We start from the raw sequence: 23,025 nt of genomic DNA on the forward strand, positions 1-23,025 counted from the left end.
GAGTATTTAAACAAGTCCCTTAATCTGGCAACCCATAGCTATTTGTTACCGGTTCATTAAATTCGATTATAGAATATCGTTTCAAAAAAACTTATTGCGAGGTGAAAAAATGGAGCCGATTCAAGTACAAGGGGCACCAACGATCTATCAATGTTACCAGGGTGTGCTTGAGAAATTACCAAAAAAATTGTCTGAGCAAAATTTTAAACAGAGCGTTATTATTCATGGTGAAAAATCCTGGAATGCTGCTAAAAAATATGTAAAAAACCTTAATATCCCGACAACTACTATCAAATACTCAGGCGAGTGTACTCATGAGGAAGTCAGCCGGATCAACACTATTATAAAACAAGAAAAAGCTGATGTGATTATTGGTGTTGGAGGTGGAAAAATACTAGACATCGCCAAAGCTAATGGACACGCTTTAAATCTACCTGTTGTATTGATACCGACGCTGGCATCAAACTGCGCTGCATGGACACCTCTTAGTGTTTTCTATGATCAAGCTGGTAACTTTGTTGAATATACTATCTTTCCAAAAAGTACTTTTATGGTATTAGTAGAACCAAATATTATTATCAACTCACCAGTACCTTTTCTTAGAGCAGGGATTGGTGATACAATTGCTAAATGGTATGAAGCGGATGTTTTAACAAGGAATTTACCTGATAAACCTATCCCATTAGAAGTTGCTTTACATGCAGCCAAATTATGCCGAAATGTATTGTTAGAAAAAGGGAATTCAGCGATTGATTCATTACAAAAAGGGCAGATCTCTTCAGATTTTATTCACACATTAGAAACGATTATATTAGCAGCCGGAATGGTAGGGGGCTATGGAGACAAGTATGGTAGAATCTCCGGAGCACACTCCATTCACAACGCATTAACTCATGTTCCTGAAACACACGACCATTTACACGGTGATAAGGTTGCCTATGGGGTATTGGTTCAGTTAGCCTTAGAGAAAAGAGCTGATGAAATAAACTACCTTCTCCCTCACTACAAAAAAATGAAGCTTCCGAGTAGTCTTGCTGAGTTAGGGGTAATACATAACCAGAGTCTCGCCATCGAAACAATTTCAGAAAAAGCGGTCCAACCAGGTGAATCTATTCACTTTATGAATATCTCTAAAAAGGAACAAGTACGGGAAGCGATTGAATTTGTAGAGACAACTATCGGTTAATCTTTTAATAACTAGGAGAGCTAACATTATGAAAATTGCTTTAATGCAAATGGATATATCCTATGGAAATCCAAAACTTAATCAGGATCGAATAGTACAACACTTTAAAAATATAACTAAAGATAAGGTTGATTTAGTAGTACTACCCGAATTATGGACAACTGGGTATGATTTAACACGATTAGATGAAATTGCTGATGAAGACGGAACGGAATCGATTCAATTTATATCAAATTTAGCCAAAAAATACCATGTTAATATCATTGCTGGTTCAATTGCAAAGAAGACTGGAAATCAGATTACCAATACAATGATTGTTATAAATAGGAAGGGTGAGCTAATAAAAGAGTATAGTAAAGCTCACCTATTTCGGCTTATGAATGAAGAAAAGCATTTAGTAGAGGGAGATGACGATGGGATTTTTCAACTTGAGAACCATCGTAGTGCAGGTGTCATTTGTTATGATATTCGTTTTCCTGAATGGATCCGCACCCATATGCTCAACGATACTAAGTTACTGTTTGTAGTAGCCGAATGGCCCAAGCCGCGAATTGACCATTGGAAAGCACTATTAATAAGCCGAGCTATTGAAAATCAGTGCTTCGTGATTGGCTGCAACCGAGTAGGTTCAGACCCAAATAATGAATTTGGTGGAAATTCTATGATTATCGGTCCATGGGGTGAAATGATTTCAGAAGCACAAGACACGGAAACCATACTTTATGGCGAGATTGATGTTGAACAGGTTGATAAAGTTAGGAATACCATCCCTATTTTTTCAGATCGTAGACCAGATCTTTATAAACTATAGAAAAATATCGTTGTTAATAGTTTGCAATGCTTCTGTTTATCCTTCGACTAATTCTATCAAGTTACCTTGTACACTTAATCAAAAAAAGCTAGGGGATTTTATTCCCCTAGCTTTTTAATTTACTACATTACTATCGCTGACACTATATAATAGATTGCGATCGCCACTACTATTACATAAACTGTGATTCTTCCTCGACTAAACGTTGGTTTATCCTTTTCTTTTTCCTCACCCATTACTGATCACCACCATTAGTTTATCTATCTATCATTAATTTTTTATATATTTTTTACACACTTACCTATATGTACTTAATTATATCACAATGATCCGGAAAGGTTTTCATAAAATAATATAAACAAATTTATGATGTCATGATATCTAGTGATGCTGTATTCACACAAACCTCCTTTTCTTTATTAATACATTCCATTTGGTGCTTCAATAAGCATAAACGAAAGCTTGGAAACATATAACAGGAATAAAGAAACAAGCTAAAGCTAGTTCTAAGATTTAAGATTTGGAAGCGTTTTATTTCAATTTACATGCTTGGTTACCAAGGAGTGTTATCTGATGTTAGAGCCTGAATTATTAAAAGTTGGGATTGTTGTGAATACCTGGCAGGAAGCAATTCAACAAGGAGGAGAGCTCTTAGTTAAGTCCGGAATGGTCGAGCAGCGATATGTTGAAGCAATGATTGATAATGTAATAAAGCTTGGACCTTATATGGTTATTGCGCCTAAAGTTGCCATGCCCCATGCCCGACCTCAGGACGGAGTCTTGAAAACAGGAATTAGTCTTTTGTTATTGAAGGAACCCGTTGTATTTGGTGAAAGAGGAGAACAACTAGCTCAACTCGTTATTTGTTTAGCTGCATTAGATAATTCTTCTCATTTAGATTTGCTAAAACAGATTGCGGAGGTGATAAGGGATGAAGCATCGTTAGCACTTATGCTTCAAGCAACAACAACAGAAGAATTGCTAAACTACTTCTCAAAATGATGCTTCAATAAAATCAATAATTGAAAGGGAGAAGAAAAATGAAAATTATCACCGTATGTGGAATGGGACTTGGCACAAGTCTCATGCTAAAAATGACTGTTGAACGCGTTCTACAGGCAAAAGGAATAAAAGGGGAAGTGGAAGCAATTGATATTGGCTCTGCCGCTAGTGCAAATGCTGACTTAATTGTCACAAATCATGAGTTTGTAAAGGAGCTTCAAGGAACAAAAGCAAAAGTTGTAGCTATTAAGAACATTGCTAGTGAAAAAGAAGTTGCAGAGGCTTTAGCTGAAGTCTTGGGAGAATAAAAAAGGAGGTCAAATAAATGGCATTTTTCGAGTTTTTAATGACTGAGATTTTAAGTATACCATCGATCCTCGTTGGTTTAATGGTTTTAATTGGGCTACTAGCTCTTAAATCTAACATTTCAAAAATATTCTCAGGTACACTCAAGTCCATCATCGGTTTCATTATTTTAGGTGCTGGTGCGAATGTTTTAATTGGCTCTCTTGATTCCTTAGGCGGCATTATTATGGATGCCTTCAATATTCAAGGTGTTGTACCTAATAATGAAGCAATAGTTGCTTTAGCGCAGCAAACTTTAGGCCAGGAAACAGCACTTATTATGGGTTTTGGCTTCATAGCTAATATTTTATTCGCTCGGTTTACACCAATGAAGTATATCTTCTTAACTGGGCATCATACCTTCTACATGGCAGCTCTACTTTCAGCTGTATTAGGAACTAGTGGCCTAAATGGATTTATGGTTGTCTTAATCGGCTCATTAATTCTAGGTTTCGTCATGGTTTTAATGCCAGCAATCGCTCAACCCTTTATGCGTCAAGTAACAGGCGGAGACGACATAGCGATGGGCCACTTTGGAACAATTGGCTATGTATCTGCTGGTTACGTAGGTAAGTGGTTCGGTAACAAAGAAAAATCTACTGAGGATATTAAGATTTCCGATAGCTGGTCTTTCCTACGTGACTCTTTAGTTGCGACTGCACTAACGATGATTGTTATCTTTGGGTTCTTAGTCTTAGTTGCGGGGCCAGAAGTTGTTGCAACCTATGCAGGTGATCAAAACTACGTAATGTTCGCCATCATGCAAGGTATTACATTTGCTGCTGGTGTAAGTATTATCCTTGCCGGTGTACGTATGATTCTTAATGAAATTGTCCCAGCCTTCCGTGGTATTGCTGAAAAGCTTGTACCTGGTGCAAAGCCAGCTCTTGATGTGCCGGTTGTCTTCCCTTTTGCCCCAACAGCTGTACTAATTGGATTTATCGCTAGTTTTGTTGGTGGCTTAATCAGTATGGCTTTACTAGGGATTTTCTCCTTAGCTCTAATCATTCCAGGTCTTGTACCTCACTTCTTCACAGGTGCCGGTGCTGGTGTATTCGGTAACGCTACAGGCGGTCGAAAAGGAGCTGCAATCGGTGGATTTGTAAACGGGGTCTTGATCAGTTTCTTACCTGCGTTCCTATTACCCGTACTTGGAAATTTAGGTTTCCAAAGCACTACGTTCGGAGACTCTGATTTTGGAGTGATTGGTATTATTATTGGTTTGATCGTAGATCTCTTTAACTAGTAAAATAGCATTCTCGTATGGCTACGATTCTTAGACTTGGAACCATTTATTTATAACATGTTTACTAATAATTCGCTTGAATTAACACATCGAATAAAGCATCGAATTTAATATGTCTAACTCCTGAGGATTCAAAACGGAGAAAATCTGTATCGTCAGATTTTCTCCATCTTCTTTTTATCAATAAAAGTAGGACAACAAGAAATTCACCAGATGGAATAAATCGAGAATCAAGGAGGAATCAAAGATGTCAAAACAATTAATCACGATTGCAACCGAGATTCGCAAGGGAATTGTTGAAACAGTGTACAGAAAACAGCAAGGTCACTTGGGTGGACCTCTATCGGTCACAGATATTTTAACGGCTTTATACTTTCACGAAATGAAGGTAGATCCAAAGAATCCAGGATGGGAAGAGCGCGACCGTTTCATTTTATCCAAGGGACATTCCGGAATTGCTCAATATGTTACCTTAGCAAAAAAGGGCTATTTTCCCGAAGAGGAGCTATTAACCTTTGACGATTTAGGAACACGTTTGCAAGCTCATCCCGATATGACAAAACTCCCATGCTTAGATTTCTCTACAGGTTCACTAGGACAAGGCTTGTCCGCTGGTGTCGGAATGGCTATAGCCGCCAAACGTTTAGACAAAAACTTCTATACCTATGTCGTAATTGGTGATGGTGAAAGTCAAGAAGGTCAAATATGGGAGGCAGTAAATATCGCACAAAAATATAACCTAGATAACCTTATTGGAATACTAGATCTCAACGGACTGCAGCAATTTGGATGGACAGTAAGCGATGAGGAACAAAGCGAGGATAAACGTGTACGACGCGCTCCAGAGCAGCGAGCTCTAGAGAAATGGCAAGGCTTTGGCTGGCAGACCTTTGAGGTAGATGGTCATAATTTCAATCAGCTATTATCCGCCTTGCAATCAGCAAGAACGGACAAGAATGGGCTTCCTAAAATGATTATTGCCCATACTGTTAAAGGCAAGGGTGTTAGTTTCATGGAGAATCAGTATGAATGGCATTCCAAATCACCTACAAACAAAGAATATGAACAGGCAATGGATGAACTAAATAGCATCTTACTCTCCTTTAAAAGTAAACAACGTCAAAATACATCAATCGAGGTGAAGCCATCATGACCACTACCATTGGGAAAGTAGAAAGTATGCGTTCTGTTTTTGGTAAGAAACTAGCGGAAATCACACAGTCTGATTCGATGGTAGTTACCCTCGATGGTGATTTAGGCAATTCTACCCGACTAGCAACGATTGAAAAAGAAGTACCAGAGGCATTTTATCAAATGGGAATTGCTGAACAAAACATGATTTGTGTAGCAGCTGGGATGGCGAGTGTTGGGCTTCAGCCTTGGGTTTGTAGCTTTGCCACCTTTTTAACGAAACGCACTTATGATCAACTAGTTGTCAGTATCGATCAAACCATGGCAAACGTGAAATTATGCGGTGCTTATAGTGGCTTGTTAACTAGTAACACCGGCAAAACCCACCACTCTTTAGATGACATTGGATTAATGACGATGTTACCCAATATGACCGTAATAGCCCCAGGAGACGCAAATGAAACGCGCGCTGCGATGGAAGCCATGTATAATTATAATGGTCCCGTTTATATTCGACTTACTCGTGCCGAGGATATTCCGAATTTCACAACCGATCAATCCTTTACCATTGGTCAAGGTAAGGTTCTTGAAGAAGGAACTGATGTGGCAATTATCACTACTGGAAGTATGACTTATCAGGTTATTAAAGCTGTAAAAATTCTTAAGAATAAAGGACTATCCCTGTACGTGCTCCATCTACCAACTTTGAAACCAATTGATAGTGAAGCGATTATCAAAGCTGCAAAACAAACAAATTATGTCTTTACAGTTGAGGAGCATTATATTCGTGGGGGTTTAGGCAGCATAGTTGCGGAGCTCTTATCTGAGGAATATCCAACAACTGTAATTCGAATCGGTGTTCAGAATGAATATAGTGAATGCGGGAAGAACGAAAGTTTATTAGATAAGCATGGACTTACGCCAGAGAAAATTTCAGGGCGGATAATAAGCAAAGTTTATAACTAAATATCAAAGTATTGATTAAAAAACTTGAGTTTTCTGACAATACGATTTATGATAATAAATATAACTTAATACGTCAAAGAAACTAACACAAATGCAATTTGGACTTGGTGACAAAGAGTTATTAATAAGCGTAAACTCCTGTTAACGGAGGGCAACTTCCTTTAGCAGTTGTTTAATAGTGTTTCCCACCTATTTCTATTTGGCGATTGCTTAAGCAATCGCTACTTTTTTTGCCGTTCACCGCCGAACTTGCCTAATGCGGCATGGTAAGTGGAGCCTATTCCCCTATCAAAGGATAATGAATATTTAATTGCCATCGTTACGAACTTCTTTCCAATTTCAACCGATTCATGAATTGATTTCCCCTTTGCCAATTCAGCTGTAATAGCTGCCGAGTAACTGCACCCAGCTCCACTAGTATGGATGGTATCTACTAGGTCCGCATGCAGTTCTAGACAACTTTTCCCATCATATAATACATCGGTCGCATTAAGCGTTGCCCCACCCTTTATCAACACATATTTTGGGCCTAATTCATACAATTCTTGTGCAGCTCGCTTCATCTCTGCAATTGATATTAAAGATTCTTGGTTTAAAATACGGGCAGCTTCATGTAAGTTTGGTGTAATTACTGTTGCGATAGGAAATAGCTTTTCTTTCATAACTTCTATTGCATCATCCTTAAGTAGTTGCGATCCCATTTTCCCTATCATTACTGGATCAACCACTATGTTCTTCGTTGGAGCATTTCTTAATAGGTCTGAAACAAGTTCAATTATCTCCTCCGAAAATAGCATGCCTGTTTTAATAGCATCCACTCCGACATGCTCAATAGCTGCATAATATTGCGCTTCTATTTCTTGACTAGAGTGAATGAAAACACCTTTTTCTGTAATAGAATTATTCGCAACAATAGCAGTTATCGCAGCCATACCATAAACATCTCTTTCCTGAAAAGTTTTCAGGTCTGCTTGAATCCCCGCACTACCTTGAGCCGCTGAACCAGCAATGGATAACACTCTTTTTATTGACATGAAATTGCATCCTTCCTTTTTTGTTCAACAGAGGCAGATTTTTTTAAAATAGCAGGTGACAGATTTTTTTAATTATTGCTCTGATTACTCTCCGTGTTTTATACTATGAAAGGTATATCCTTTCATAATGGAGGTATTAAATTGTTTACATCACCAATTAGCATGTTTAGAATATCAGGTTTTATAGAAGGGACTTCTCTTATTCTTCTTCTTTTTATTGCAATGCCATTGAAGTACCTAGCCGGTCTCCCGGAAGTAGTTACAGTTGTCGGATCCATACATGGAGCCTTTTTCTGTATTTATATTGTTGTAATTGCATACGTAACTTTTAGGATTAGATGGTCGTGGAAATGGATTTTTAGCTCGGTATTAGTAGCGTTTATCCCTTTCGGAAATTACCTATTGGATATCCGTCTACAAAAATCATCCCTAAGCTGATAACCTATTATTTAAATAGCTATAAAAAACCAAATGATCATAATAACCTGTATAACAACCTTAGCAAAGGCACCACCGAGAAATCCGAGTAAGGATCCTATAGCTGCTTGAAAAGATTCCTTTGTAGACCTCTTTTGTGATAATTCTACTGCCAGTACAGCAATAAATGGGACTAGAATTATCCCAAATGGAGGAAAAATAAATGAACCAACAATTACGCCAACTGCCGCAATTCGTTCTCCCCATTTACTCCCGCCATATTTTTTCACAAAATAACTGTTAGCAATAATATCCGAAACAATCAAAACGATTGTAAGAATAATCATCGCGCCCCAGAATATTAAGGTTAAATTCCCTTCTATAAAGAAAAAGTGCAATAAAAAACCAATCCATAAAACCAACGGAGACGGAATAAGCGGAAATATTATTCCAAAAAAACTAAGAACAAAACATGCTAAAATAAGTATCCATATAAAAACATCCATCTATAACACTCCAATCCTTCTTTTTTCAAGCTAAATTACCGGATAACCTCTACCCAAGATACATCAACATTCCCTTTTGCCTTATTACCACTAACGAAAAAATAGTACGGACCTGCATATGTAGTATGTAACAGATATTGTGTAGCCGTATCTGTTTCCTCTAGCTTTACGTAATCATCTTTTCCTCTTACCTTCCAACCATGGCCACCTTCAGAAATGCTCCAATTAAGTGTAATCTGATAGATCCGCTCTCCTTCTAAATCCACTTCTATCTTTTCTTCTCCACTAAACAAATCGAAGCTTGCATGATAAGAGTTTTCAGTGGTAGATTGTTGCCATCCATTTTGTATAGAAGGTTGGAAAAATAATATAGCTAGTAAAAACAATAAACTTACCACCATCAAACCAATTGATAATCCACTTCTTCTTTTTATCAGGCGATATACAACCAAATATGCCCATGAGCACCAAACCGTTATAAAGCCAGCGTATAAAACCATAGCTAGATAGTAGAAAAAATCAGAGATGGATGGCAAAAAGAGTAGCAACCAAATTACGACACTAGCAATAGTGTAATAAATAAAGCTATAAAACCACGAGGTTTTACCATTTCTTTTTAACAAATAATCAATCAAAATGGAACTAATAACAGCATATCCAAAAAAACAAAGCCAGATGTATGGATTTTTCAAAAGATCATTGCTACTTGCAAAATCCCAATTAGATATCATGAGACTTACTAGATAGAACAGTGAGAATGTAATTCCTGCAGCAGCAAACTTTGAAATTATGTATGTAATAGAAACCTTCATTGCTTCACCTGCTTCCATATCTATACAATTATAACAAATAACAAAAATAAGTCCCCACCTATTATCTAAGAAGGGACTTACTTCTATTACTCTGAAGCTAGTTTATCAGCAAATGCTTTAACATAAGGTGGTAAATCCGGTGGGCGACGACTAGATATAATATGCCCATCGACAACTACTGCTTCATCAAACCAGGTCGAACCGGCATTAGTCATATCATCTTTAATACCTGGTGTACTCGTCACTTTTTTCCCTTTAAGAATATCCGCGGAAATAAGCACCCAACCAGCATGACAAATCTGACCAATTGGTTTTTTATTATCATCCATATGACGAACGAAGTCTAATACTTCTGGATAGCGCCTCAATTTATCAGGAGCCCATCCCCCAGGTACTAAAATTGCATCATAGTCCTTAACTTCCACATCAGTAAAAGCCTTATCTGACTCCGCAGGAACACCATACTTACCTACATATACTTTATTTGCTTCTTTACCTACCAAGTGAACCTCTGCACCTTCTTCTCTAAGCCTAAGCACCGGATACCAAAGTTCAAGATCTTCGAAATCATCTTCCACTAAAGCAATCACCTTTTTATTTTGTAAACGCATCTGACCGCCTCCTTAAATTCATACTACTAGTTTAACAAAGATTTATTATTTGTTAGAACATTTAGCTCGCAACTAAGACACGCGTTGTTTCCATTCATCTTATGAAGGATTGATTAATGATGCCAGTTGCCTAGCTGCAATTTTTGGTGACTTTGCTTGGCTAATAGCAGAGATAACTGACACACCATCTGCACCAGCTTGAATAATTCCCGCTACATGACTAGTTTTAATACCGCCAATAGCAACGATTGGAAGGTCACCAACAGTAGATCTAATTTCAGCAACACCTTCTAGACCGATTGGTAATTTTACATCTTCTTTCGTATCAGTAGCATAAATTGGCCCAACACCAATATAGTCTGCACCATCCTTGACCGCTTGATTTGCTTCCTGACTATTTGTTGTGGAAACACCAATAATAAAATCTTTCGGGCACTGCGCCTTAATCGAAGCTACTATCTCATCATCCTGTCCAACGTGCACACCATCTGCACCTATTTCTAATGCCAATAGTACGTCATCATTTACAATAAAAGGAACGGAGTACTTATGACATAATCGTTTCATTTTCATTGCCAATTCTTTTTTCTCCTGCCCCACCTTAGCATTGGCACCCTTTTCTCTATATTGAAAGAGAGTAATCCCACCTTTCAAAGCTTCCTCTAAGACAGATAACGGATCCCTTACCGTATTGTTACTACCCATAATTAAATAGACACGCAGACATCTTTTTAAATTCATCATTACATTTCCTTTTCACTAACAATAATATGATCTAACTTTATTGTATCTTTAACTACATCACTATTTAATTGATAAATTGCGTCTAATAGTGCTATTTGGAAACTCCCAGGACCACTAATATGTTCTGCCGCTACTTCCGACGCAACACCATAGAATCCAACTGCCCCAGTAGCTGCTTCTAATAAATCATCACCGGTAGTTAAGAATGCAGCAACGACTGAACTCAATAAGCATCCCGCACCAGTTACCTTTGTTAATAGTTCAACTCCGTTATCAATTAGGTAACATCTCTTTCCATCAGTAATTACATCCTGTTTACCTGTCACAATAACAGGTAAACCAAGTTGTTTTACCACTTTAAGCGCGACTTCTCTATTATCACCCTTCAAGTTGGTGTCGACACCCTTCATAGGTATATCTAGCCCGGCTAAGTGACTTATTTCGCCAGCATTTCCTCTTACAATCGAAATGTCTACTTCTTTTAGTATTTTTTGGGCAGCTTCTGTACGAAACGGCGTCGCTCCAACTCCAACCGGATCAAGTACAACTGGAATACCTTTTTCATTCGCTGCCTTCCCAGCAATTATCATTGCCTCAACTTGCGGGGTAGTAAGCGTCCCAATATTTAGAGATAATGCATCTGCATTTTTCACCATGTCAGCAACTTCTTCAACTGCATTAGCCATCACTGGCGCTGCACCTAATGCATATAGGCCGTTAGCAGTAAAGTTAACGACTACTTGGTTCGTAATATTATGGACAAGTGGTTGTTTATGGCGAACCTTATTAATCATTGTTGCTATTTCACTCAATTTACTCTCCTCCTTGGTTAGGTAGGCTTTTCAAACGATAACCCCAGTGATTCGTTGGACCATTTCCTTTTCCTATACCTAGTGTATAGTGTATCGCATCAGTTATAAATTGTTTTGCTATCGCAACTGCTTCTACAATCGACTTTCCTTTTGCTAACTCTGCAGTAATAACTGCAGAAAATGTACATCCAGTCCCATGTGTATGTTTAGTGTTAGTACGCTCAGATTTAAAAAAGTGGTAATCTTGTTTATCATACAATACATCAATCGCTTCCCCTGTTAGATGCCCACCCTTAACCACGGCTGCTTTTGCACCCAATTCCTCAACAATTACTTTTGCTGCCCTTTTTGCATCTTCTGTATTAGTAATAGTAAAATCTACTAATATTTCAGCCTCGGGTACATTAGGCGTAACCACAGAGGCAAGAGGAATCAATACATCACGGATTGTTTTTCTTGAAGGCTCCTCCATTAAGTTATGGCCACTTTTAGCAACCATAACCGGATCTATCACATAATGAACGGATTGTTTCTTTAAAATCTCTGCTATTACTTCCATCATATCAACTGTTGCTATCATTCCAGTTTTAACTGCATTTGGCTCAATATCACTAAATACTGATTGGAGCTGTTTTTCTATGAAAGAAACAGGTAGATTATGAATGTCAGTAACACCTAATGTGTTTTGAGCAACTACGGAAGTTACTACACTCATCCCATAAACCTCTCGTTCCTGAAATGATTTCAAATCTGCCTGAATTCCAGCACCTCCAGAAGGATCAGTACCTGCAATTGTCAATGCACTTCTAACTTTACTCATACGATATAAACCTCCCCTTCTAACTCTCTCCCTAATTATTTTGAAAATATCATAATACTAATCTCTACTCTTGATAGAAAAATCCTAGGAAACCTGCGTTTATGACAATATAAAAACCGCCCCAGGAATTGGAGCGGTTGTTTTTTAAAAAAAGTATAATTATACTTATCCCCGTCTCCACTTTCCTACGCTGGTATTAACCAGTTCAGGTTCAAAGGGATAAAGGAATAATCCTTATCTCAGCCATAGTGGCACCCCTAGCGGATTTCTTATATTTAATTCCCTTCTAATAAAACACTAAACACAATTATTGTCAAACTAACCGCAGCCCGTATTAAGTGAAATATTCAATCTTTGCCTTTGGGAATAGACGATTTATAGCCCCAGCTATTGTGTCCTTCATCTCCTCCTGCTCATGGTCCTTATAAACGTATTTACCAATCCCATATCTCCCCCACTTCCATTTCCGTTTGGATTCATCTAACTCAAGTTTGGACATCGGGTAATTTTTCTGTATTACCCGTTTTGCTGGTTGAGTGAATCTATGCTGAATCATTTCAAACGTTAGATCTCTTTTGGCAAATTCTGGGAGAGAGGATTCCAATTTTTCTAGCATTTCTAGGTAACCTTGTTGCCAGCCCTCATGTAAGTAAATTGGGGCAATAATAAAGCCCAACGGATAACCTGCCTCCGCTACTTTCACAGCAGCTTCGATGCGCTCTGGTAACCTTGATGTTCCTGGTTCAAAAAATTTAATCACATAATCATCATTTATACTAAAACGAAAACGAGTCTTCCCATTATGGTTTGCATCTAGCAAATGATCAACATGAGCAAACTTTGTAACAAATCGGAGCAAACCATGCTCAGATTTACCAAAAAATTCAATCGCACTTTTTAGTGTATGTGTTAGATGGTCAATCCCTACGATGTCTGAGGTACATGAAGCTTCAAATCGTGTAATTTCTGGCGATCTTTCTTTCATATACTTTTCCGCCTGGTCAAATATTTCTTCTGTGTTTACATAGGTCCTGATATACGGCTTACTCCCCATCGTTGTTTGCAAATAACAATAATGACAATGTCCCATACACCCAGTGGCAAAAGGGATTGCATATTCTGCAGACGGTTTAGAAGTATCAAATTTCAATGTTTTTCGGATTCCGACAACTAAAGTAGATTTTGCATTTCGATATTTTTGGAAATCATTGTCACCAGGTAAGTTCCGCACTTGATTATGGGACGTAGTTTCTCTTATTTCTAAATCCATTTTTTCAAATTTTTCTTTTAACTTTTTACCGAGTGGAAATTCTAAAGCCTTAGGTTCGAAATAAACGAGTTGTGGAACAAATGGTTTAACCATAATAATCCTCAATATCAGCTGAACCAAAGGCTTGCTGAAAGTCCTCTTCAGCTTCTACTAGTGATTGATATACAGCTACCTCGTCGGTTAAAGGATAATAGGTCTCATAAACAAAAAGCGCCATTTCTCCTGGATGATCAGGATTATTTACTATAGCTGCCTCCTGTACATTAGCAACTCCTTGTACATGTGGATTTCTAATGATTACATAAACAATATCTCCTGGTTGATAACTATTACTTAATTCCATATTTTCACCTAGCTTATCGAGTAGTTTTTTTCTAGACTATTGTTTCTCAAATTAGCTATATTATTAAAACAAAGGATATTTTATAAAAGATTGTTGTTTTTGACACAAAATCTATAGACTGCTGCGTAACTATCTCACTTCCTTACGGTCTTTATTGGATTAGTGCTAGCTCGCCGCTACGGAAAAATACTCGCTTTGCGTGGGGAACACTTCAGCCTCCTTGTTCGTAAAGAACACTAAGAAACGTTTATTTCATAAAATATCACTACTCATTAATTAGAAATTTTCATCGTCCGAAGGTTTTAATTTTTTGTGAGTCTTCGTGTATTTCCAACGCTAGTATAGTGTTGTATTAGATAACTACACTGTGATTGGAGCGGAGGGCTGTCGACTCCTGCGGGAAAAGCAATAGCTGAAAATCCCGCAGGAAGTAGGTTTCTTCCGAGGAAGTTGAAGCGTTGCCCGCGGAAAGCGACTGCCCGGAGCGCAAAAAAACTTCCACACTCAAATGAATGTAGAAGTCTTAGCACAGAATATTAACCCGGATCCAGATTAACAATAATTCCTTTTTCTTTTAGATTTGTTAGACACTCTTGTAAATATGACTCATCATGTTCAGGATAGATTTTTTCTCGAGTTAACGGGTTACTAGGCTCTTCTGCAAATTGAGTTTTTGCATAAGGTTCACATGATTTCCCTCTATGATAAGGATCTAACCAACGCTCATTTACGTTGTAGCCCCTCGCAATCATCTCCTTCATTATAACTTGATGATAAGCAAATAATAATAATGGTGAATGATAGAACACATAATTAACTGTGGAGTGCGGTTTTCCCCACCCATTACCTCTTAAGGCACAGCATTCTCTATGTTGCCCTAGTAGCTGTTGACGAGGTAGATGACTAATCAGTGCCTCATGCCATAAACGCACAACAAATCCTCCTTTTTTCAATAGAATTAAACGCCTATGCGATACCATTAGGTAACATAGACGTTTACGTTTACTTTTTTGGTAAAAAGTCAAATATTTTCCCACTCCGAATACTATCTGCCAAACTTTCTAACCATCGATAGTAGTCTTTTGAGTTTTCAACTAGCTGATAGTGTTCCTTAGCTTGATTAACAACCTCTTCACTGACAGTTGGATCTTTTATTATCTGATCAAACTCTTCTTGAGCTGCTTCAATGGCTTCCATATTCATCTTTGATTCTCGCTCCCACATCTGGCAGTAAAAAACCATAAAAGAACGAAAGAAGTCTTTCTCAGCCACATATGTATGTTTTCGTGTTCCTTTTGGAAATGTCTTTTTAACCATCTCTATTTCTTGGAGCTTACGTACCCCGGTACTCATGCTAGGCTTACTCATTTCAAGTTCCTCTCGCATTTCATCAAGAGTCATTTTATCCTTAAAATACATTGTTGCATATAGACTACCTGCTGATGGCGCAACACCGTAAAGGTCCATTGTTTCTGCGATTGCACCAATAACGTGTTGTTTTGCTTCTTCCAGTTTAGCAAATTCATTCTTAGTTTTATCCATATATTCGCCCCTTTGTAGTAAAAGCGTTTAGATCATTAAATATATTCTATATATACTTAATGTTATCTTGTTTAAGAAATTTGTCAAATCTGTTTAAATTGAAGTGCAAGCGTTTCAAACGTCAGACACATAAAAAGCTTCTTCTTGGTTAGCATAAAATTGAAAAAGATAGCAGCTATCCTTTGACAGAGTACAAAGCCAAGTGATAACATTTAAATAGTTAAAAACATTAAATATTTATTTAACAAACTTTGATAAATTGGAGTGAATAATTTGACCCTTAAACAACAATACATTGATGGCAAATGGGTAAATGCCAATTCAGGTAATACTCGAGACATCATTAATCCTTTTAATCAAGAAGTGATTGCTACAGTCGCAGAAGGTGATCAAACTGATTCTAAAAATGCTATTGCAGCTGCTAGAAAAGCCTTTGATCAAGGTGATTGGCCTTCTACTCCAGCAACTGAGCGTGGAAACATCGTACGTAAAATTGCTGAGTTAATTGAAAGAGATAAAGAGGAATTAGCAAAAATCGAATCCCTAGATACAGGTAAAACGATTATAGAAAGTCGTGGAGATATGGACGACATCGCTGGTGTCTTCCGTTATTATGCAGAGCTAGCTGATAAAGATGGTGGAGAAATCATTGATTCACCAATTCCGAATTCGATTAGTAGGGTCGTTAGAGAACCAGTTGGTGTTTGCGGTCAGATAACACCTTGGAATTATCCATTACTTCAAGCTTCATGGAAATTAGCACCTGCACTAGTGACTGGTAACACACTGGTCATGAAACCAAGTGAAATCACACCACTTACTACAGTTAAAGTATTTGAATTAATTGAAGAAGCAGGTGTTCCTGCAGGTGTTGCTAACCTTGTATTAGGTCCAGGTACCACAGTTGGATCTGAACTTTCGAGTAACACTGACGTTGACCTTATTTCCTTTACGGGAGGAATTGAAACCGGAAAGAAAATTATGCAAACTGCTAGCGTCAATGTAAAGAAACTTGCATTGGAACTAGGTGGTAAAAATCCTAATGTTATCTTTGCTGATGCTGACTTTGAAGCAGCAGTAGACCATGCACTAAATGCAGTGTTTTTCCACGCTGGACAAATTTGTTCCGCTGGTACGAGAGTTATTGTTGAAGAGAGCCTTCATGATGAATTCGTCAAAGCAATAGTAGCTCGAGTTGAGAAGATTAAATTGGGCAGTGGTTTTGATGATGATACCCAAATGGGACCTTTAATTTCTGCTGAACACTTGGCAAAAGTTGAAGCCTATGTAGAAGCAGGGAAAAAAGAAGGTGCGACAGTTGCTGTAGGTGGGTACCGTCCGGAAGAACCTGAACTTCAAAAAGGATTTTTCTACATGCCTACTATTTTTACTGACTGTACGACAGACATGAGTATTGTCCAAGAAGAAGCATTCGCTCCAGTAATTACTGTTGAGAAATTCCGTACAGAGGAAGAAGCTATTAAACTAGCCAACGACTCTATATATGGACTCGCCGGTGGTGTATGGACGAGTGATATTGTTAAAGCAGAGCGTTGTGTAGCTAAGATGCGCATGGGCACTGTTTGGATTAATGACTTCAACCTTTATTTCCCACACGCACCATGGGGTGGATTTAAACAATCTGGAATTGGTCGAGAGCTAGGAAAACCAGGATTAGAAGAATACACAGAAACCAAACACATTTTCCACAATTTAAAACCAGAACCTATCAATTGGTTCTAATATGATGACCAATTTACACAAATTTTAAGATTGAACGCGGTATTGGACCAAACACATAGATGAAGTTCTCGTGAGTTACTGTTAAAGACCGAGTAGATTTATATGCGTTGTTTTAACCAACATCAAAAACTGTTTAATTTTTACTACACCGAAATAGCATTTAACCTAAAAATAGCCAGACACTTTTCTTAGTTGATAAGGTGTCTGGCTATTTTAAACATTATATTACCTATTTTAGAATACCAAAAGTATTTAACGGCCAAATTCTAATTTTCACATCACCTATCACTGATTCTTCAGATATAAAACCAAAGTAACGGCTATCCTTACTAATCAGACGATTATCTCCTAATACGAATAGATATCCATCCGGAACATGCTGCTCGCCTGTTAATTGTTTTAAATTAAAATCCTCTGTTAAGCTTTGGTTAGATGGTAAATCACTTCTTTGTTTATCTAAATAGGGTTCCTCATATACTACACCATTGATATAAAGATTATCTTCCTTCATAACAATTGAATCACCTGGTATCCCAATCACTCTTTTTACATAATTATCATCTGAATCAGGAGCATGAAAGGCGATTTCATCAAAACGATCAATCCTAGTCATTTTACTAAGAATGATTCGGTCCCCATCATGAAGATTCGGCATCATTGATTCCCCTTTAACAATAGAAGGAGTTATAAAAAACTGCCGACTAATTAGAACAATTAGCAACGCAACTACTATAGCTTTAATCCATGAAAAAAGTTCTTCTTTAAATTTTGGGTTCACTGATTTCACTGCCCTTAAATTAGTTTTAAAACAGCTTAATGAATAATAGCAAATACCTTCAATATTAAAACCTAATAAGTCTTTTATTAACAGATTAATCCAGAATAAAAGAATATTGAAGTTTGATGACTATTCTATCTTACTTTATACTTTATTACGACAGATAAAAAGTAGTATTTTCTAAACATTAGATACGGGAGACTCTTACATGAATATTTTCAAAGCAATTAATAAATTTTCATCAAAACAAATTTTATTGACCATCGGCATTATTGTCATCGCATTTAATCTTAGACCAGCAATAACATCTGTCGGTCCAGTAATTGGAATTATCAGGGATGACATTGGATTAGCAAATTGGAGCGCTGGATTAATTACAAGTCTGCCTTTATTAGCTTTTGCAGCAATGTCACCAATCGCTCCGAAGCTCGGAAATAGGTTTGGCAATGAGCAAACCATGCTATTCGGACTCATTTTACTATTTTTAGGTATTAGTGTTCGATCCATTGCCTTCACCTCTACTCTATACGTCGGAACGATATTTGTCGGTCTCGGAGTAGCTGTGTGCAACGTATTACTACCAGGGTTTATCAAAGATAAGTTTCCTACAAAGTTGGGCCTGATGACTAGTATTTACACTACTTGTATGTCCTTACTAGCAGCAACAGCCTCAGGCATTAGCATTCCTCTTACAAAAGATTTAGGGCTAGGCTGGCAAAAGTCATTGCTCAGCTGGGCTATATTGGCTTTAATAGGCATAATGATTTGGATTTACTTGATCAGAACTCAAAAATCAACAAGTGAAATACAATTATTTGAAGCCTCCGGATTCAGGATGTTACGGTCTCCACTCGCATGGCAAGTTACGGTTTTTATGGGATTACAGTCCTTTCTATTTTACACAACAGTGTCTTGGTTACCAGAAATATTGCATAGCTTTGGATATGAGATGGGAGCAGCTGGGTGGTTACTATCGTTCATGATGTTCATCAGCCTTCCCGCTACATTTTTAGCCCCGATATTGGCTAATAAATTCAAAAATCAACAGGGGATAATAATTATTATTGGTTTATGTGCACTTTTCGGCTACGGAGGGTTATTAATTAATGGACCTCTACCAATTATGATGTTATCCATTACCTTAATTGGTTTTGCCCTTGGAGGAAGCATTAGTTTAGCTCTAGCTATGTTAGGTATGCGTACAGCAAATGCTAGACAGGCAGGTGAACTATCAGGTATGGCCCAATCATTTGGTTATTTGTTGGCATCAATTGGTCCCATCTTTGTTGGACTTCTGTTTGACTTAAGTCATTCATGGTTTATCCCAATCATCACAATTCTAATTGTTTCCTCGTTCATGCTTTTATTTGGGCTCGGAGCTAGTAGGGACAAATATGTATTAGAAAACTAATTTAATAATTTAATAGAGGAATGAATCAACATTATAATGTGCTTTGGTAGGTCGAGTTTCACCTTACTTACACATTAGGATCTATTCCTCTTAGGTTTATTATGAATCTTCATTAACTCAGCTATTAAGGAGTTAGTTATTATATATTTCTTTGTAAAAAACTACCTTTAATGCATTTAATTCATCTACAGTTAACTTACTCTCTGCTCTTCTAAGTAGTTCTTGTTGCTCCTGCGGTGTTACTCCATTCTCAATCGTAGATTTAATTTCCTTAACTTCATTTATATCAAGCTTTTTCACTATAACCTTTATAGCTTCTTCTTTTGTAGTGAAGGGAAGTGATCCTTCAGCTATATTTGCTCCTTCTAGAACAAATCGCTGAATTTCTGGGTCACTATTGATAGACTGTTTTAATAATTCCAATTCTCCCATATTCTCAAACTCGTCAACAACAAGTTCCATCACTTTATCAGCAACGACATTCGTCCCAATGTGGTACACTTGATAGCCTATTGCAACAACAATTGTTATCATAATTAACCATTTAATAAATCTCAAGACACATCACTCTTCCCACCATTTATAAGCTACTACAATTCTAACTCTTTAATTTAGATTTTATACCAAAAAATGTTTCTTAAAAGCATCTTTTCGTCTGGAAATGAATGGTTCGTTTAAAAATTAAGCACCTGGATGCTTAAGGGAAAAGTAAAAAAAAACAATTAGAATAGAGGTACAATTCTAGTTTAAAATTGTACCTCTTAAGTTTATTTCTATTAATTTTATTATCTTTTTAAGATTTTTTATGTTTCTAAACTAAGATTGCATCTCAAGTTACTGCTTATTCTGTTTATTAACTCTGGCCAACCTTATTACTCGGGTAAAACAAGCAACATAGTTCCTCCGAAAGTAGTGACTTCACTTCTTCTTCGTTTAAACAGTAGTAATTCCAAGTGCCTATCTTTTCTCTTTTCACTAATTCAACATCCAGAAGAATCTTTAGGTGGTAGGAAAGCTTAGATTGTGGCAATCCAATAATATCTGTAAGGTCACAAACACATACCTGCCCTCTTTGATTCAATTCATATAGAACCTTTAATCGGATTTCATCTGATAAAGCTTTAAACTTTTTCTCATATGTCTTAAACAATTGTTCTTGGTTTAATACGATTTGAGTAGCGCTCATCGAATCCCTCTCTTAATCAATTTTTTTTGATTTAATTAAATTATAAGGAACTATTTTGTTAATGTCAAACCTACAATAATATACTTGGGTGACTTTTATAAAAAGTAATTCTACTAGTAAAAATCGAACGGAACTTCCTTATAATCTTTCGAACTATCAGAATCACTGTATAACAATCTATTTTCTATCCTTTTATCATGTGATATTTATCCAAAAAATGGAACTTTTTTACTAATAAGTCGTATATATTAATGGAAGACCAAAAAGAAAGGACGTGATCTTATTGGAGCATTAGAAATTTATTGGTGGTTGTTGTTTGGAAGTCTTGGAATAGCCATCATTTCCCTATTTTTAGGTGATGTTCTTGAAGGTTTACTAGATAGTCTGTTTGATAGTGTAGGGGAATTTTTGAATCCATTACTATTATTTAGCACATTATCGGTTATAGGTGGATCAGGGGTATTATTAACAAAATACACTGATATGAACAATCTGTATGTCTTGATACTTAGCCTGTTTATTGGAGCTGGATCTTATTTTCTTATTTATTACTTTTTAGTTACACCAATGTCTAATGCTGAGGCATCTACTTCGATCTCAATATTTGATTTAGAAGGTAAAGTTGGTGAAGTTATTACAACCATTCCAGCTAATGGGATGGGAGAAATTTTCATCGAATCTACTAACGGTAGTCGAAATGAAACTGCAATGAGTTTTGATGGAGTAGAAATTAAACAAGGAACAGAAATATTAGTTATTCAAGTCATTGATAATGTTTTGTATGTTTCAGAACTAGAAGAATTTTAAAAAAGGAGAGTTTCTATGGATTTTATTATTGTTATTGGTGTTATTATTGCAGTTATCATTTCATTTGCAATCCTTTTTGCAGTCAGATATAAAACTGTCGGCGCAGATGATGCAATGATTGTAACTGGTAGTTTTCTAGGAAATAGAAACGTTTATAAAGTGGACGATAGTAGTGGTATTAAAATTGTGCGCGGTGGCGGGGCTTTCATCATTCCAATCTTTCAACAGGCGGAAAAAATAAGCCTACGTTCTCATAGCTTGGATATTTCGACACCGAATGTTTACACAGAGAACGGTGTACCAGTAATGGCTGATGGAACGGCTATTATCAAGGTACAAAGCACCACAGAAGGCATCGCTACTGCTGCCGAGCAATTTCTCGGAAAAGATAACTCTGAACTTCGAAAAGAAGCACAAGAGGTTCTTGAAGGGCATTTGCGTGCAATTTTAGGTACTATGACCGTAGAAGAGATATACAAAAACCGTGAACGTTTCGCACAAGAAGTGCAAACACAAGCGGCCGTTGATTTGAAAAAAATGGGATTGCAAATTGTTTCTTTTACTATTAAAGATGTGCGCGATGAAAATGGTTATTTAGAGGCTTTAGGAAAACCTAGAATATCGGAAGTTAAACGTGATGCTCAGATTGCCGAAGCAAATGCGATGCGCGATGCTCGTATTCAAAAAGCACGTGCAGAGCGAGAAAGTCAAAGTGCCGAGCTACTTAGTCAAACACAAATTGCAGAATCAACAAAAGATAAAGAATTAAAGATTGCTGCTTATAAACGTGAACAAGATACTGCAAAAGCTGAAGCTGACATGGCTTATAAATTACAGGGGGCGAAGTCAGAACAGCAAGTAAAAGAAGAAGAAATGCAGGTTCAGCTAGTTGAAAAAAATAAACAAATCGAAATTGACGAAAAGGAAGTTATCCGTAAACAACGTCAATATGAAGCAGAGATTTCTAAGAAAGCAGAAGCTGAACGTTACGCTACTGAACAAAGGGCAGAAGCGGATAAAGTAACACGTGTCAAAAGTGCTGAAGCTGAGGCTGAAAAAATCCGCCTAGACGGGGTGGCGCAAGCAGAAGCTATCCGACTTAGAGGGTTTGCTGAGGCAGAAGCTAAAGAAAAGTTGGCTGAGGCAATGGCTAAATATGGCGAAGCCGCTATTCTTGAAATGATTATCAATATGCTTCCTGAATTTGCTGGAAAGATTGCAGAACCAATCAGTTCTATTGATAAAGTTACCGTAGTGGACAACGGCAATGGTGATGGTGACGGAGCAACACGGATGAGTAAATATGTGACAAAATTAATGAGCCAGTTACCTGAGACATTAAAAGACGTATCAGGTGTAGATTTAAAAGGCATGTTAGACAATGTTGCAACTAACAATGAAACCAAAATAAAGGAAAGTTTAGCTAATTCAACTAATACAAAAAGTGACAACACTGCAGATATCGATTAAATTAAAGAATGAGAAGGGATTATCAAAATTCC

Annotated in this window: 27 protein-coding genes and 1 riboswitch; of the genes, 12 read left to right on the forward strand and 15 right to left on the reverse strand. The window is 37.2% G+C overall.

Annotated features, from left to right (window positions below):
- Positions 1 to 109: 109 nt before the first annotated feature.
- The 7 genes from GH741_RS13615 to GH741_RS13645 all read left to right on the forward strand — a co-directional run bounded on the left by GH741_RS13615 (position 110) and on the right by GH741_RS13645 (position 6,687).
- Entirely contained in the window at positions 110 to 1,186 is a 1,077-nt protein-coding gene (locus GH741_RS13615) for an iron-containing alcohol dehydrogenase family protein (RefSeq protein WP_153737331.1), read from the forward strand.
- Between the two features lie 28 nt (positions 1,187 to 1,214).
- A complete protein-coding gene (locus GH741_RS13620; RefSeq protein ID WP_153737332.1) occupies positions 1,215 to 1,997 on the forward strand; it encodes a carbon-nitrogen family hydrolase in 783 nt (260 codons plus the stop codon).
- 573 nt (positions 1,998 to 2,570) lie between these two features.
- Complete coding sequence (locus GH741_RS13625) at positions 2,571 to 2,999, forward strand: PTS sugar transporter subunit IIA (protein WP_153737333.1); 429 nt, start codon at positions 2,571 to 2,573, stop codon at positions 2,997 to 2,999.
- Between the two features lie 38 nt (positions 3,000 to 3,037).
- Positions 3,038 to 3,307, forward strand: a complete 270-nt coding sequence (locus tag GH741_RS13630; RefSeq protein ID WP_153737334.1) for a PTS sugar transporter subunit IIB — start codon at positions 3,038 to 3,040, stop codon at positions 3,305 to 3,307.
- A 17-nt stretch (positions 3,308 to 3,324) separates the two neighbouring features.
- On the forward strand, positions 3,325 to 4,590 hold the full coding sequence (locus GH741_RS13635; RefSeq protein WP_153737335.1) for a PTS ascorbate transporter subunit IIC: 1,266 nt from the start codon (positions 3,325 to 3,327) through the stop codon (positions 4,588 to 4,590).
- Positions 4,591 to 4,837: 247 nt separating this feature from the next.
- The gene (locus GH741_RS13640; protein WP_153737336.1) at positions 4,838 to 5,743 is read left to right on the forward strand and encodes a transketolase; all 906 of its coding nucleotides are present in this window, start codon (positions 4,838 to 4,840) and stop codon (positions 5,741 to 5,743) included.
- The gene (locus GH741_RS13645) at positions 5,740 to 6,687 is read left to right on the forward strand and encodes a transketolase family protein (protein WP_153737337.1); all 948 of its coding nucleotides are present in this window, start codon (positions 5,740 to 5,742) and stop codon (positions 6,685 to 6,687) included. The genes GH741_RS13640 and GH741_RS13645 overlap by 4 nt, the downstream gene beginning before the upstream one ends.
- 221 nt (positions 6,688 to 6,908) lie before the next feature.
- Here the strand turns inward: GH741_RS13645 and thiD (GH741_RS13650) are convergent, their stop codons facing one another.
- Positions 6,909 to 7,721, reverse strand: a complete 813-nt coding sequence (gene thiD, locus GH741_RS13650; protein WP_153737338.1) for a bifunctional hydroxymethylpyrimidine kinase/phosphomethylpyrimidine kinase — start codon at positions 7,719 to 7,721, stop codon at positions 6,909 to 6,911.
- A gap of 122 nt (positions 7,722 to 7,843) precedes the next feature.
- A complete protein-coding gene (locus GH741_RS22300) occupies positions 7,844 to 7,999 on the reverse strand; it encodes a hypothetical protein (RefSeq protein ID WP_338079458.1) in 156 nt (51 codons plus the stop codon).
- On the opposite strand from GH741_RS22300, the gene GH741_RS13655 reads away from it, so the two are divergent.
- Positions 7,938 to 8,159, forward strand: a complete 222-nt coding sequence (locus GH741_RS13655) for a DUF3817 domain-containing protein (RefSeq protein WP_338079454.1) — start codon at positions 7,938 to 7,940, stop codon at positions 8,157 to 8,159. The two genes, GH741_RS22300 and GH741_RS13655, sit on opposite strands and share 62 nt — an antisense overlap.
- 11 nt (positions 8,160 to 8,170) lie before the next feature.
- Here GH741_RS13655 and GH741_RS13660 read toward each other — a convergent pair whose 3' ends face one another.
- The 10 genes from GH741_RS13660 to cudC form a co-directional block, all read right to left on the reverse strand.
- On the reverse strand, positions 8,171 to 8,644 hold the full coding sequence (locus GH741_RS13660) for a DUF456 domain-containing protein (RefSeq protein ID WP_153737339.1): 474 nt from the start codon (positions 8,642 to 8,644) through the stop codon (positions 8,171 to 8,173).
- A gap of 35 nt (positions 8,645 to 8,679) precedes the next feature.
- Positions 8,680 to 9,474 carry a hypothetical protein gene (locus GH741_RS13665; protein WP_153737340.1) on the reverse strand — a complete coding sequence of 265 codons (795 nt, stop codon included), beginning with the start codon at positions 9,472 to 9,474 and terminating at the stop codon, positions 8,680 to 8,682.
- A gap of 68 nt (positions 9,475 to 9,542) precedes the next feature.
- Complete coding sequence (locus GH741_RS13670; RefSeq protein ID WP_153737341.1) at positions 9,543 to 10,067, reverse strand: type 1 glutamine amidotransferase domain-containing protein; 525 nt, start codon at positions 10,065 to 10,067, stop codon at positions 9,543 to 9,545.
- A 99-nt stretch (positions 10,068 to 10,166) separates the two neighbouring features.
- Positions 10,167 to 10,811 carry a thiamine phosphate synthase gene (gene thiE, locus GH741_RS13675; RefSeq protein WP_153737342.1) on the reverse strand — a complete coding sequence of 215 codons (645 nt, stop codon included), beginning with the start codon at positions 10,809 to 10,811 and terminating at the stop codon, positions 10,167 to 10,169.
- Entirely contained in the window at positions 10,811 to 11,605 is a 795-nt protein-coding gene (thiM, locus tag GH741_RS13680) for a hydroxyethylthiazole kinase (RefSeq protein ID WP_153737445.1), read from the reverse strand. Before thiM ends, thiE begins: the two co-directional genes overlap by 1 nt.
- A gap of 19 nt (positions 11,606 to 11,624) precedes the next feature.
- A complete protein-coding gene (gene thiD, locus GH741_RS13685; protein WP_153737343.1) occupies positions 11,625 to 12,443 on the reverse strand; it encodes a bifunctional hydroxymethylpyrimidine kinase/phosphomethylpyrimidine kinase in 819 nt (272 codons plus the stop codon).
- A 165-nt stretch (positions 12,444 to 12,608) separates the two neighbouring features.
- Positions 12,609 to 12,712, reverse strand: a riboswitch (TPP riboswitch).
- A 65-nt stretch (positions 12,713 to 12,777) separates the two neighbouring features.
- A complete protein-coding gene (gene splB, locus GH741_RS13690) occupies positions 12,778 to 13,806 on the reverse strand; it encodes a spore photoproduct lyase (protein ID WP_153737344.1) in 1,029 nt (342 codons plus the stop codon).
- On the reverse strand, positions 13,799 to 14,056 hold the full coding sequence (locus GH741_RS13695; RefSeq protein WP_153737345.1) for a transcriptional regulator SplA domain-containing protein: 258 nt from the start codon (positions 14,054 to 14,056) through the stop codon (positions 13,799 to 13,801). The genes splB and GH741_RS13695 overlap by 8 nt, the downstream gene beginning before the upstream one ends.
- 536 nt (positions 14,057 to 14,592) lie before the next feature.
- Positions 14,593 to 14,988, reverse strand: coding sequence for a TIGR02328 family protein (locus GH741_RS13700; protein WP_338079441.1), 396 nt, complete (start codon positions 14,986 to 14,988; stop codon positions 14,593 to 14,595).
- A 70-nt stretch (positions 14,989 to 15,058) separates the two neighbouring features.
- The gene (gene cudC / locus GH741_RS13705; RefSeq protein WP_153737346.1) at positions 15,059 to 15,598 is read right to left on the reverse strand and encodes a choline uptake/conversion transcriptional regulator CudC; all 540 of its coding nucleotides are present in this window, start codon (positions 15,596 to 15,598) and stop codon (positions 15,059 to 15,061) included.
- Between the two features lie 273 nt (positions 15,599 to 15,871).
- On the opposite strand from cudC, the gene betB reads away from it, so the two are divergent.
- Positions 15,872 to 17,341, forward strand: coding sequence for a betaine-aldehyde dehydrogenase (gene betB, locus GH741_RS13710; RefSeq protein ID WP_153737347.1), 1,470 nt, complete (start codon positions 15,872 to 15,874; stop codon positions 17,339 to 17,341).
- Between the two features lie 229 nt (positions 17,342 to 17,570).
- On the opposite strand, the gene lepB is transcribed toward betB, so the two are convergent.
- The gene (gene lepB / locus GH741_RS13715; RefSeq protein ID WP_338079442.1) at positions 17,571 to 18,119 is read right to left on the reverse strand and encodes a signal peptidase I; all 549 of its coding nucleotides are present in this window, start codon (positions 18,117 to 18,119) and stop codon (positions 17,571 to 17,573) included.
- A 208-nt stretch (positions 18,120 to 18,327) separates the two neighbouring features.
- Between lepB and GH741_RS13720 the strand changes: the two genes are divergently transcribed.
- A complete protein-coding gene (locus GH741_RS13720) occupies positions 18,328 to 19,530 on the forward strand; it encodes a CynX/NimT family MFS transporter (RefSeq protein ID WP_153737349.1) in 1,203 nt (400 codons plus the stop codon).
- A 132-nt stretch (positions 19,531 to 19,662) separates the two neighbouring features.
- Here the strand turns inward: GH741_RS13720 and GH741_RS13725 are convergent, their stop codons facing one another.
- Both GH741_RS13725 and GH741_RS13730 read right to left on the reverse strand, forming a co-directional pair.
- Entirely contained in the window at positions 19,663 to 20,088 is a 426-nt protein-coding gene (locus GH741_RS13725; RefSeq protein WP_153737350.1) for a hypothetical protein, read from the reverse strand.
- 295 nt (positions 20,089 to 20,383) lie between these two features.
- The gene (locus GH741_RS13730) at positions 20,384 to 20,716 is read right to left on the reverse strand and encodes an ArsR/SmtB family transcription factor (RefSeq protein WP_153737351.1); all 333 of its coding nucleotides are present in this window, start codon (positions 20,714 to 20,716) and stop codon (positions 20,384 to 20,386) included.
- 297 nt (positions 20,717 to 21,013) lie between these two features.
- Between GH741_RS13730 and GH741_RS13735 the strand changes: the two genes are divergently transcribed.
- Complete coding sequence (locus tag GH741_RS13735) at positions 21,014 to 21,523, forward strand: NfeD family membrane protein (RefSeq protein WP_476693048.1); 510 nt, start codon at positions 21,014 to 21,016, stop codon at positions 21,521 to 21,523.
- A 15-nt stretch (positions 21,524 to 21,538) separates the two neighbouring features.
- On the forward strand, positions 21,539 to 22,993 hold the full coding sequence (locus tag GH741_RS13740) for a flotillin family protein (RefSeq protein ID WP_153737353.1): 1,455 nt from the start codon (positions 21,539 to 21,541) through the stop codon (positions 22,991 to 22,993).
- Positions 22,994 to 23,025 lie beyond the last annotated feature (32 nt).

The organism is Aquibacillus halophilus (assembly GCF_009649745.1).
Classification (GTDB): domain Bacteria; phylum Bacillota; class Bacilli; order Bacillales; family Amphibacillaceae; genus Aquibacillus; species Aquibacillus halophilus.

Coding starts and splice junctions, on each gene's coding strand:
- cudC (WP_153737346.1), bottom strand. CDS start 15,598: ATGGATAAAACTAAGAATGAATTTGCTAAACTGGAAGAAGCAAAACAA.
- GH741_RS13740 (WP_153737353.1), top strand. CDS start 21,539: ATGGATTTTATTATTGTTATTGGTGTTATTATTGCAGTTATCATTTCA.
- thiD (WP_153737343.1), bottom strand. CDS start 12,443: ATGAGTAAAGTTAGAAGTGCATTGACAATTGCAGGTACTGATCCTTCT.
- GH741_RS13720 (WP_153737349.1), top strand. CDS start 18,328: ATGAATATTTTCAAAGCAATTAATAAATTTTCATCAAAACAAATTTTA.
- GH741_RS13635 (WP_153737335.1), top strand. CDS start 3,325: ATGGCATTTTTCGAGTTTTTAATGACTGAGATTTTAAGTATACCATCG.
- GH741_RS13625 (WP_153737333.1), top strand. CDS start 2,571: ATGTTAGAGCCTGAATTATTAAAAGTTGGGATTGTTGTGAATACCTGG.
- splB (WP_153737344.1), bottom strand. CDS start 13,806: ATGGTTAAACCATTTGTTCCACAACTCGTTTATTTCGAACCTAAGGCT.
- GH741_RS13620 (WP_153737332.1), top strand. CDS start 1,215: ATGAAAATTGCTTTAATGCAAATGGATATATCCTATGGAAATCCAAAA.
- GH741_RS13730 (WP_153737351.1), bottom strand. CDS start 20,716: ATGAGCGCTACTCAAATCGTATTAAACCAAGAACAATTGTTTAAGACA.
- GH741_RS13645 (WP_153737337.1), top strand. CDS start 5,740: ATGACCACTACCATTGGGAAAGTAGAAAGTATGCGTTCTGTTTTTGGT.
- GH741_RS13615 (WP_153737331.1), top strand. CDS start 110: ATGGAGCCGATTCAAGTACAAGGGGCACCAACGATCTATCAATGTTAC.
- GH741_RS13640 (WP_153737336.1), top strand. CDS start 4,838: ATGTCAAAACAATTAATCACGATTGCAACCGAGATTCGCAAGGGAATT.
- thiE (WP_153737342.1), bottom strand. CDS start 10,811: ATGATGAATTTAAAAAGATGTCTGCGTGTCTATTTAATTATGGGTAGT.
- GH741_RS13660 (WP_153737339.1), bottom strand. CDS start 8,644: ATGGATGTTTTTATATGGATACTTATTTTAGCATGTTTTGTTCTTAGT.
- GH741_RS13630 (WP_153737334.1), top strand. CDS start 3,038: ATGAAAATTATCACCGTATGTGGAATGGGACTTGGCACAAGTCTCATG.
- GH741_RS13670 (WP_153737341.1), bottom strand. CDS start 10,067: ATGCGTTTACAAAATAAAAAGGTGATTGCTTTAGTGGAAGATGATTTC.
- GH741_RS13695 (WP_153737345.1), bottom strand. CDS start 14,056: ATGGAATTAAGTAATAGTTATCAACCAGGAGATATTGTTTATGTAATC.
- GH741_RS13665 (WP_153737340.1), bottom strand. CDS start 9,474: ATGGAAGCAGGTGAAGCAATGAAGGTTTCTATTACATACATAATTTCA.
- thiM (WP_153737445.1), bottom strand. CDS start 11,605: ATGATTAATAAGGTTCGCCATAAACAACCACTTGTCCATAATATTACG.
- GH741_RS22300 (WP_338079458.1), bottom strand. CDS start 7,999: ATGGATCCGACAACTGTAACTACTTCCGGGAGACCGGCTAGGTACTTC.
- thiD (WP_153737338.1), bottom strand. CDS start 7,721: ATGTCAATAAAAAGAGTGTTATCCATTGCTGGTTCAGCGGCTCAAGGT.